The following is a 6000-nucleotide window of genomic DNA, read 5'->3' on the forward strand; positions in this document are numbered from 1 at the left end:
ACACTATGTCGCGGTGGTGCTCAACCAGCTGAGCTACGCGCCTGTTGTGATTCCGGCGAGGCTTCGCGGCCCCGAGACTTCCCCGTGTCAGAGCGGGCACCTGAGTACCACCCTGCCCCGGCGCCACCCCTGCGCCCTTCTTATGACAGTGCCCCTCACCCTGACTGGTGCGGGGTTTTCCCGTGGCGCCCGAGAAACTCCTCGATCGCCTTTCGAACGACATCTGAACGCGTCGGGATACCACCGAAATCCGCCCTCTGCTCAGCCCTGCATTCATCAATGAGCTCCAGGGTCTTATCGTCAAGTCGAATGTTGATCTGCTTCTGTTGGGTACGACTCGCCACGGTTCAGGCTCTCCTCGTTGCCGACCATTAATACCTAACGCTGAACCAGAGAATACTGGTCTGCACCCCCCACGTATAGCCGCATCTTTGTATAGCCGATTGACAGGAGCGTATAGCCGCTATACATTGATCCAGAACGTATAGCGAACACACACGTATACAGGAGCAGCTACTGATGACTTACTTGACGGCAGACGAACTCGCCAGCCGACTGAAATTCGATCGCCGATACATTACGAACGTTCTGTGGACGAAATTTCTCGAGGACGGGAGCCACTACGTCCGCCCGTTCGGCGTACGAAAGATCCTCTACATCTGGGGAAAGACCCAAGACGACATGCACGCGCAGGCGGACATGTCGATCCCGATGGCCACCGGGGGTATCTGCAAGGAGTTCGCGGAACAGTGGTTTCTAGAGCAGGAGGTGGGCTGGAAGCGCTCGTACCGCAACAAGCTGCGGGATATCTATCAGCGCTACCTCCAGCCCACCTTTGGGGATGAGGTGGTCAGCGACATCAAGAAGTCCACCATCCTGCAGTTCCGTGCCCAACTCGCCAAAGTGACGCACGGACAGGAAAAGGCTCTATCACCCTCATGGATCAACCAGGTCTTGAATCTGCACAAGCAGATCCTCGACGAAGCCGCTGACCGACTTGACTTTAACACGCCCTTCCGCGGCATCAAGCCCCTGAGGATCGGCCGCACGGAGGTCGACCCGTTCTCACTGGATGAGGTCCAGACGTTCCTGGACACGGTTGATCCTTCGTGGCGCCCATACTTCATCGTGCGCTTCTTCAGCGGCATGCGCACCAGCGAGATCGACGGGCTGAAATGGGAGTACGTGGATTTCGACCGCGGCGAGATCATGGTGCGCGAAACCCGCGTGCACGGCGAAACCGAAATCACCAAGACCGACGGCTCGGCGCGGGACATTCAAATGTCCGGTGTTGTCTGCGCTGCACTCAGGGAGCAAAAGGCGCTGACCGGGCATCTGAGCGAGTACGTCTTTTGCACCCGGCATGGGTATCCGCTGACCTATCGCAACGTCAACAACCGTGTCTGGTATCCGACGCTGAAGGAGGCTGGCCTCAAGCGCCGAACCCCCTACCAGACCCGGCACACGGCGGCCACGCTCTGGTTGGTGGCCGGCGAGAGCCCCGAGTGGATCGCACGCCAGATGGGGCACGCGAACACGAAAATGCTGTTCACGGTCTACTCCCGGTATGTCCCCAACCTCACGCGCCAGGATGGCTCCGCGATGGAGCGGCTCCTCCGCTCGCGACTAGGCGCCAGCCCTTCCGAGAGCGAGGAGGTGTCGGATGCGTAATGCGACCCCCCTCCCCGTTCACAACTCAACGGACAAGGCGGACCTCTACTGGCAGATCACCTCCGCCCTCCACGCCGCCTTCAACTTACCGGAAGGCACCGGACTTCGCCATGCGCTTGGGGCCCCGGATGCGCCCAATAACAAACATGCGTTGTACACCTGGGTGGAAACACAACTGATCAGCGCGGACGCCAAGGTCTGGACCCCAGTCATGAACGAACTGGTTACCCGCCTCCACGATGAACTCCAACGGCAGGAGCAGTTGCTATGGGTATGACAATCGAAAGACTACTCCCGCTCCTGGAACATCCCGAGCTGCATCCGGATGAGCCGATCGCGGGAACCTACGGCTTGGAGCCCATCAACACGGGGCGCGGATCCGACGGCCAACACTACGCCCGCGTTCGTGTCTTCGACTACACCGGCGCGACCAGCGTCTTTCTTCGCCATGCGGAATGGCAACCACAAACGACAGGGCTCACCCCGCAGCACGAATGCAACATGGCGTTCACCTTCCAGCGTGGGCGGCACGGCAACATGGTGCCGTTGGCCGTCCCCGCGCACGGGCTGGCCGTGCCCCAGCGCTCCCCCCTGGAACTCCTCCCGGGCCATGTCACGCCGGACCTCAACGATCTCGCGCACCTCCTGGACCTGGCCAAGTCGCTGCAGACGCCCGGGCTGCGCTGGTTTCTGGAGTCCGTGTTCTCTAATCGGGATTTCGCCAAGGCCTTCGTGACCATGCCCGCCGCGAAGAAATGTCACCATGCCGTTCCCGGAGGGCTTCTGAGCCACAGCCTCGAAGTTGCCACCGGTGTCAAAGTCGTCGTCAACGCGATGCCGAGCAACCGCATCATGGACGACGCTGCCATCGTGGTGGCCTTACTCCATGACGTCGGCAAAGTCACCCTGGCTCAGGACAACGAGAACCGCGTGCCATGCCTGGCCCGGGACCATGGCAGCCTGATCCAATACGCCCTACAGGACTCCCTGGCATACATCAGCCGAGTGGACCGTGACGCCCACGATGCCTTGTGGCGGATCATCCAGGCGTACCAGACCGGACAACACTACGACGTACCACTCGCAACCCTGATCAAGGCCGCCGACAGCGTCAGCGCCCAGGCGGACGCCCTGAGCCGGGGGCCGCAGGAAAAAGACCGCTACTGGCAGACGGCCTGCGGAGGAAAACCTATCTGGCGCCCCCCGCAGTACTAGCCCAGATCCGAAATTGAGAGAACAACGGCCGAGCACAACCGCTCGGCCGTTTCTGTTTGTGACACGGCTTCACGACGCCGCCAGCTCCAGCCCGTCACCACCCGTGCCCGTCGGATTCCGACCCGTTACCGCCCCTCCGCACTCTGTACTTAGCTGTCCGTTTTTCCCGAAAAAAGAAATGTGATTTTAGTCACAGCCTGTACGGCTCAGTAATATAAAATTAAAGGCTATACCTAAAAAAAAGGACGGCAAAACCGTAAAATAAGTTTTCTAAAAAATGAAGAGTAAATATGGTTAAAAAATCCTTATTATCAGCAATTGTTTTTCTATCGGTGATTTTGGGTTTTAACGCAAACGCTAAAGAAAAAAATGAAATCCCTGTTTACATACAGTCATCGACTTCTGGTCCTGTAAGTAGCTTTGAAAACCGGGTTGTTGGGGTGATTAATAATCACTCGTCTTTCTCTGTTCTCTCAGAAAGAGTTTACGATAGGCCCATCCTCGTTATTACAACATCGGGGCTTCATGCTGGACAAGCCGGGATAACGGCATTGTCAGTAACTTTTAGTGTTTGGATCCCGGGTGATGAGTTTACGCGTTTTATAAATACTGAAACGTTCTTGTGCAGCCCTAATCAGTACGGCAGGTGCGCAAGAAATGTGGAAGGAAGTCTTAGTCATGCAAAGGGCATATTTGGTCACTAGTTTTTATAAAACGTTAGGAGAAAAATTATGATAAAGAAGGCGATTGCCGCAGCTGCCCTGGCCCTTTTCAGCGCCAGCGGCTTCGCAACCCAGACGGGTAGCGAAGGTAACCTGGATCGTTCTATCGACCTCCAGTGGGGTGTCGGTGGTGGCACCGCCACGGAGCTTTCGTATGCCAACTGTGTTGAGGACGGATCGATTCCGCTTGAACATCGCATGTGGAATGCCCGGTTCCGCGATCTCGATGGCTTCCCTGGTGTTGACGGGGTGTTCGATTACCTCGCGGGTTCGGATATCGTCCAGTCCGCTGCCGGCAATGTTCTCCTCGCCGGCGGCCTCTACATGCGAGTCGCTGAGGACATTTGGGAGGATCGCATTGAATACGGAGCCGTTGGCGCCGCTCGCTACTACGTCTTCCCAACCGAGCGACTTGAGCTGGGGATCGAGGGCCGGTATTACCAGGCGCTGAACGAGTCCAGCTACAACGATCTCGGGGTTACGGAATCCGGGCTGACCAGTGAGGTTTACGTCTCGTTTCGAGCGTTTGACCCTGAGTCCAGCCTGGCTGGCTTTCGCGTTTCGCACATCATGGACGTCAATGACGTCAATGGCGGCGATTACACGACTGTTGGCATCTACCGCAACTTCTGAAGGACTCAAAGCCCTCAAAGTTCGCACATTGTGTGTTCTTTTGGGGCGCTCGCATGAGGTATCTCTTCATCGCTTTTACTTACGCTATTATGACGTCAGTTTTCTCGTAAACTTTTCCTTAGTCGCAGGCATCGGCTTTTAGGGCTATCACGCCAGCATTATTCGACCACATAGTCTAGAGTCCGACGCGACTCGAAAAAGAATTAGCGCTGCGTATTTATACAAGCAACTGACATAAAATGTGGTAGCCGGACGGGTCGCTCTTTATCTGATTGGCGTATCCAATTAGGACGGTCAAGGTGATGACGAGAAAAGTCGATAGATAGGACATCAATATGATTTGGTTGGTTAAAGAGATTGCAAAGGAATTTTTCAAATCTTTACCGGAGGATAAAGCTAAAACAGAGAGTGAAAAAGCGGGGAATAAGGACCAGGATGAGAGCAGTAAAATAGAGCAATCTAGGTTGCAAGAAGATCCGGATTTTTCCGCATCGCCAGCGGGTAGAGCCCGCGCCGCAAAAGCCGCAGGCATGCGTTTGTTTCAGATCGAGCTGTCTCTTAGCAGAACCAAGGCCGAGATAATCCCGCTGGACGGAGCATACGCACATACTCAAGAGACGGAGGATTATATCCAAGCACTTGAGTCGATTGAAAAGGAAGGATGGAAGCTTGAGCACGCCGGGTATGTAAGCCGGATAACAGGTAGCGAGTCAAGGCTGAAGTATTGGGGAACGGGCGAGCAGTCGGCTGTCAATGGCGAGATTATTGGCATCTACATTTTCCGGCGAGAGAATGCGTAACGAGTGAGCGACGCTCGAACTTGCGAGACGTCGCGAGAACATGGACAGTCCAGCTCGTAGGCAATTCCCGTAACCAGTCATGACTTCCTCCGATTCTCATTACTTCGAGCAATAGCGGACATCAGAATCGGTCCCGCCGTTGTCCGCACTGGGTCGGACGGCGTCCTTTGGTTAGAGAACGTCTGCGAATTCCCGTAGCCTTTCCGCCGTGACGACAAGCCCCTGCGCTGCGAGGGTGTCGAGGTAGGCATCGACAGGTTTCGGAGGGTTGCGGAGCGCAGCCCGGTGGCGTTTCGCGGTCGTCACAACCGCACCCTCATGCAGATCGAGCTGCTGTTCCACGAACTATCCGGGTGAACGGCCTCAATGCCGTAGGGCGCGAGCGACGGTGCCGGAAAGTCTCTAAGGTTGATGGTCACGATTGTCTGCGCACCGGCGCGGATTGCGGCAGCAAGAATGTGTCGGTCATCGGGGTCTGGCAACGATAGGCCTTCGATCAACGGCTCATAGCCTTCCACAAGGCAGTCGGGTACCGCTTGATCCATCAGTGAGCGCGTTCTCTTGAGCGCGTCAGCCAGGTCAGGACGCGTTGCCAACAGGCTTCGTGTCCACTCGTCATGAATCCGGTCGGTCCATTTGGCAGCGAACAGCCCGGCGGTTGCCAGCCGAACCAGAAAATCCCGCATGGGTGCCGGGTACAGCACGCACGCATCAAACACCACCACGAAGCGCACGTCAGTACCCCATGTCCAGGTCCTGCGCCTGCTTGGTCAGTGCATCCAGGGCCTCTTGGCTGGCGCGGTCACGTTCGGCCTTGTACGCCAGCAGGTCCCCGAGGTTCAACACTTTGGTTCGTAACTTCCTGATTCGCCGAGGGGGCGATTCAAAAAATATCGCTACGCGGCCTCGTTGACCTTCTTCTGGGTCGGGGTTGGCACCTCCAGGGCATCGAAGAGCTC

Annotated in this window: 8 protein-coding genes; 6 read left to right on the plus strand and 2 right to left on the minus strand. The window is 56.6% G+C overall.

Translation table 11 applies throughout. The features are described 5' to 3' along the window. Window positions 1-155: 155 nt before the first annotated feature. A complete protein-coding gene (locus ACNSTU_RS14525; protein ID WP_418212537.1) occupies window positions 156-344 on the minus strand; it encodes a ribbon-helix-helix domain-containing protein in 189 nt (62 codons plus the stop codon). 175 nt (window positions 345-519) lie between these two features. Between ACNSTU_RS14525 and ACNSTU_RS14530 the strand changes: the two genes are divergently transcribed. The 6 genes from ACNSTU_RS14530 (at window position 520) to ACNSTU_RS14555 (ending at window position 5041) form a co-directional block, all read left to right on the plus strand. Further along, entirely contained in the window at window positions 520-1671 is a 1152-nt protein-coding gene (locus ACNSTU_RS14530; RefSeq protein WP_418212538.1) for a tyrosine-type recombinase/integrase, read from the plus strand. After that, window positions 1664-1948: a hypothetical protein gene (locus ACNSTU_RS14535; RefSeq protein WP_418212539.1), complete on the plus strand. Its 285-nt coding sequence runs from the start codon at window positions 1664-1666 to the stop codon at window positions 1946-1948. Before ACNSTU_RS14530 ends, ACNSTU_RS14535 begins: the two co-directional genes overlap by 8 nt. Then, window positions 1939-2886 (plus strand): TraI domain-containing protein, encoded by a 948-nt coding sequence (locus ACNSTU_RS14540; protein ID WP_418212540.1) that lies wholly within the window; start codon window positions 1939-1941, stop codon window positions 2884-2886. The genes ACNSTU_RS14535 and ACNSTU_RS14540 overlap by 10 nt, the downstream gene beginning before the upstream one ends. Before the next feature lie 290 nt (window positions 2887-3176). Further along, on the plus strand, window positions 3177-3590 hold the full coding sequence (locus tag ACNSTU_RS14545) for a hypothetical protein (protein WP_418212541.1): 414 nt from the start codon (window positions 3177-3179) through the stop codon (window positions 3588-3590). A gap of 27 nt (window positions 3591-3617) precedes the next feature. After that, window positions 3618-4241 carry a hypothetical protein gene (locus ACNSTU_RS14550; RefSeq protein ID WP_418212542.1) on the plus strand — a complete coding sequence of 208 codons (624 nt, stop codon included), beginning with the start codon at window positions 3618-3620 and terminating at the stop codon, window positions 4239-4241. A gap of 335 nt (window positions 4242-4576) precedes the next feature. After that, complete coding sequence (locus ACNSTU_RS14555; RefSeq protein ID WP_418212543.1) at window positions 4577-5041, plus strand: hypothetical protein; 465 nt, start codon at window positions 4577-4579, stop codon at window positions 5039-5041. Between the two features lie 302 nt (window positions 5042-5343). On the opposite strand, the gene ACNSTU_RS14560 is transcribed toward ACNSTU_RS14555, so the two are convergent. Next, on the minus strand, window positions 5344-5775 hold the full coding sequence (locus ACNSTU_RS14560) for a PIN domain-containing protein (protein WP_418212544.1): 432 nt from the start codon (window positions 5773-5775) through the stop codon (window positions 5344-5346). Window positions 5776-6000: the final 225 nt, after the last annotated feature.

This window comes from Aquisalimonas sp. APHAB1-3, assembly GCF_048323695.1.
Taxonomy (GTDB): Bacteria; Pseudomonadota; Gammaproteobacteria; order Nitrococcales; family Aquisalimonadaceae; genus Aquisalimonas.